Source organism: Hydrogenophaga electricum, from assembly GCF_030160815.1.
GTDB lineage: Bacteria > Pseudomonadota > Gammaproteobacteria > Burkholderiales > Burkholderiaceae_C > Hydrogenophaga > Hydrogenophaga electricum.
The window spans coordinates 1-3,356 of record NZ_BSPB01000110.1 but is presented as its reverse complement, the minus strand read 5'-3'; the positions used below and the strand labels follow the sequence as shown (position 1 = coordinate 3,356).

4 protein-coding genes are annotated in these 3,356 nt (G+C 70.1%); all 4 read right to left on the bottom strand.

Features of this window, described 5'->3' with window-relative positions; translation table 11 throughout:
• Nucleotides 1–37: 37 nt before the first annotated feature.
• On the bottom strand, nucleotides 38–742 hold the full coding sequence (locus QQK43_RS22830) for an ABC transporter ATP-binding protein (protein ID WP_284309584.1): 705 nt from the start codon (nucleotides 740–742) through the stop codon (nucleotides 38–40).
• Complete coding sequence (locus QQK43_RS22825; RefSeq protein ID WP_284309583.1) at nucleotides 739–1,458, bottom strand: ABC transporter ATP-binding protein; 720 nt, start codon at nucleotides 1,456–1,458, stop codon at nucleotides 739–741. Before QQK43_RS22825 ends, QQK43_RS22830 begins: the two co-directional genes overlap by 4 nt.
• A gap of 28 nt (nucleotides 1,459–1,486) precedes the next feature.
• On the bottom strand, nucleotides 1,487–2,473 hold the full coding sequence (locus tag QQK43_RS22820) for a branched-chain amino acid ABC transporter permease (RefSeq protein WP_234267682.1): 987 nt from the start codon (nucleotides 2,471–2,473) through the stop codon (nucleotides 1,487–1,489).
• A gap of 19 nt (nucleotides 2,474–2,492) precedes the next feature.
• Nucleotides 2,493–3,356, bottom strand: an 864-nt coding sequence (locus QQK43_RS22815) for a branched-chain amino acid ABC transporter permease (RefSeq protein WP_284309582.1), incomplete at its 5' end; no start/stop codon positions are given.

Genomic DNA, 3,356 nt, shown 5'->3' with positions numbered 1-3,356 from the left:
GAGCGCTGGTCCGTGCGTCGCTGCCCCACCGCCGGCCTCAGACCATCACGTGGCGCTCCAGCTCCTCAAGCCCCTGGCGCGAATGCACCACCGGCCCCTGCGCCACCACCGAGCCCTTGGCCATGGCCAGGTAGCGCTGCGCCACCCGCACCACCAAAGACATGTTCTGCTCGATCAGCAGCAGCGCCGTGCCCTGCCCGGCCACCCGGTTGAAGATCTCGGCCAGCAAGTCCACGATCACCGGCGCCAGCCCCTCCGTGGGCTCGTCCAGCAGGATCAGCCCCGGGTTGGCCATCAGCGCCCGTCCCACCGCCAGCATCTGCTGCTGCCCGCCCGAGAGCGCCGTGCCCGGCGTGTGCGCCCGCTCCTGCAGGATCGGGAACAGCTTGTAGATCTCGGGCACGCTCCAGGGGCCCTTGCGCCCCGTGGCCGCCCCCAGCAGCAGGTTCTCCTCGACCGTCAGGTTGGCCACGATGCGCCGCCCCTGGGGCACCACCACGATGCCGTGCTGCGCGGCCAGGTAGGTGCGCGGGTGCGCGATCGCCCGCTGCCCAAAGCGCACCTGCCCGCCCTTCATCTGCGCCAGCCCCAGGATGGTGTTGACCACCGTGGTCTTGCCCACGCCGTTGCGCCCGACCAGCGCCACGCGCTCGCCCGGGTTCACCTGCAGGCTCAGCCCGTGCAGGATGTGCGCCGAGCCGTAGAAGGCATCGACGTTGTTCAGCTCCAGCAAGGGGTTCATGCGGCACTCCCGAGGTAGGCTTCGCGCACGCGCGGGTTGGCGCGCACGTCGGCCGGTGCGCCGCTGGCGATGACGCGCCCGAGTTCGAAGACGGTGACAGCGTCCGAGATGCCGAAGACCACGTCCATGTCGTGCTCGACGAGCAGCACCGAGACGTCCCAGCGCGAGGTCAGCGCCTTCAGGTGCTGCGCCAGGTCCAGCGACTCCTTGACCGACAGGCCCGCCATGGGCTCGTCGAGCATGAGCACCTTGGGCCGCCCCACCAGGGCCAGCGCCAGGTCCAGGCGGCGCTGTTCGCCGTAGCCCAGGTCTTCGGCCACGGCCTCGCCCAGGCGCTCCAGATCCAGCTCGCGCAGCACGGCGCGGGCGTCGGCCTCGCAGTCGCTGGCGCCGCTTTTGTGCGAGGCCAGCTCGACCTGGCGGCGCACGCGCATGCCCCCGAAGATGCTGGTGCGCTGGAAGCTGCGCGAGAGACCGCGCAGGCGCCGCTCGACCACGCCCAGGGCGCTGACGTCCTCGCCCATCAGGCTCACGCGCCCGCGGGTCAGGCGCCGCCGCCCGGTGATGGCGTCGATAACGGTGGATTTGCCCGCCCCGTTGGGGCCGATGAGGCCGCGGATCTGGCCTTTCTCCAGCGTCAGCGCGACGCCGTCCAGCGCCTTGACGCCGCCGTAGTGGATGGCCACGTCCTCGGCCTGCAACACGTAGGTACTCATGGGGTCTGTCTCCTGGGGAGCTCGGGGGTCAGTGGGCGCTGCCGGGCGCACGGGCCGGGGCCGGCACCGCGCGGCGGGCACCGGCCAGGCGCTGCAGCGCGCCCGCCACGCCGGTGGGCGAGAACACGATCACGGTGATCAGCGCCACGCCGAAGATGGTCATCCAGTGGGTGGCGTAGTCGCCCAGGATGTCCTTGAACAGGAAGTACACGACGGCGCCCAGCGGGGGGCCCCACAGGACCTTGAAGCCCCCGACGACGACCATCATCAGCGCCATGCCCGAGAGGCTCCAGTGCAGCGTCTCCGGCGAGATGAAGCCGGTATTGAGCGAGGCCAGGATGCCGGCCACCCCGCTCACCAGCGCCGAGAGGGCGTAGACGGCGGCGCGCGGCAGCACGGTGGGGATGCCGATGAAGCGGGCGCGCTCTTCGTTGTCGCGCACGGCTTCGGTGATGGCGCCAAAGCGGCTGCGCAGCAGCAGTCCCAGCAGCAGCATGAGCACGACCAGCACGCTCCAGCACAGCACGAACAGGTTGCCCGGCTTGAGCAGCACGGATTGCGAGAGGCCGAACAGGGTGCTCGGCCAGTCCACGCTCATGCCGTCGGCCCCGCCGGTGAAGCCCCGGGCACGCGAGGCGCTGAGGAAGAACATCTGGCCGATGGCCAGGGTGAGCATGCCGAAGGCGATGCCCGGCACGCGCACGATCACCAGGCCGATCAGGAAGGCGAAGGCGCTGACCCCCACCAGGGTGACCAGCACGGCCAGCTCGGCCGGCATGAGGTTGAGCCGCAGCAGGATGCCGATGCCGTAGCCGGCACCGCCGAAGTAGAGGGCGTGGCCGAAGCTGACCAGGCCGTTCTGGCGCAGCAGCAGGCCGATGCCCATGGCAAAGATGGCGTAGATGACCGCCTGGGTGATCAGCGAGAGCGCCGTCCCCGAGGTCACCAGGGCGGCCACCAGGGGGCCGAGCACCAGCGCACCCAGGGTGCTCAGCAGCATGCGGGATGTGTTCATGGCACGGTTCTCCAGGGGCTCAGGTGCGGCTGCCGGCCAGGCCGGCGGGCTTCCAGATCAGCACGGCCACCATCAGGATGAAGGGCAGCAGCACGGCTACGTCGGGCAGGTACACGGCCCCCACGGCCTGCACCATGCCCAGCACCAGCGCCGCAACGAAGGCGCCGGCCAGCGAGCCGAGACCACCGATCACGACGACGACGAAGGAGTCGATGAGCACGTCCGAGCTCATCGAGGGCGAGAGCGAGAGGAAGGGCGCGGCCACCACGCCGGCAAGCCCGGCCAGTGCGGTGCCCAGGCCCACGACGCCGGCGCTGAGGGCGTCGGTGTTGACCCCTTGCATGGCGGTGGTCGTGGGGTCGGTGCTGGCCGCCCGCACGAACAGGCCCGCCCGGGAGTAGCGCAGCCACAGGCTCAGCCCCAGCGCCACGCCCGCCCCGACAAAGATCACCCCGATGCGGTAGGCCGGCAGCGCAGCGCCGAACAAGTCGACGGTGAAGCTCAGCAGCGCCGGGGTCTCCACCGAGAGGTTGCTCTTGCCCCAGACGGTCTGCACCAGGTCTTCAATGACCAGCAGCAGCCCGAATGTCACCAGCACCACGGTCAGCGGGTCCCGCTCCTGCAGCAGCCGGAAACCGTACCGGTCCAGCAGCACGCCCAGCAGCGCCATCACCGCCGGCGCCGCCACCAAGGCCACCCAGAAGTTGCTGTGCAGCGCGATGCTGTAGCCCAGGTAGGCCCCCAGCATGTACAGCGAGCCGTGCGCAAAGTTCACCACCCGCCGCAGCCCGTAGATCAACGCCAGCCCCGAGCACATCACGATCAGCAATGACCCGTACACCAGACCGTTGAACAAGTTGATCGTCAACATGCGCTTGTCTCC

Bases quoted from the DNA above. Each gene is read 5' to 3' on its own strand.
- QQK43_RS22830 (WP_284309584.1), bottom strand. From the start codon at position 742: ATGAACCCCTTGCTGGAGCTGAACAACGTCGATGCCTTCTACGGCTCG.
- QQK43_RS22820 (WP_234267682.1), bottom strand. From the start codon at position 2,473: ATGAACACATCCCGCATGCTGCTGAGCACCCTGGGTGCGCTGGTGCTC.
- QQK43_RS22825 (WP_284309583.1), bottom strand. From the start codon at position 1,458: ATGAGTACCTACGTGTTGCAGGCCGAGGACGTGGCCATCCACTACGGC.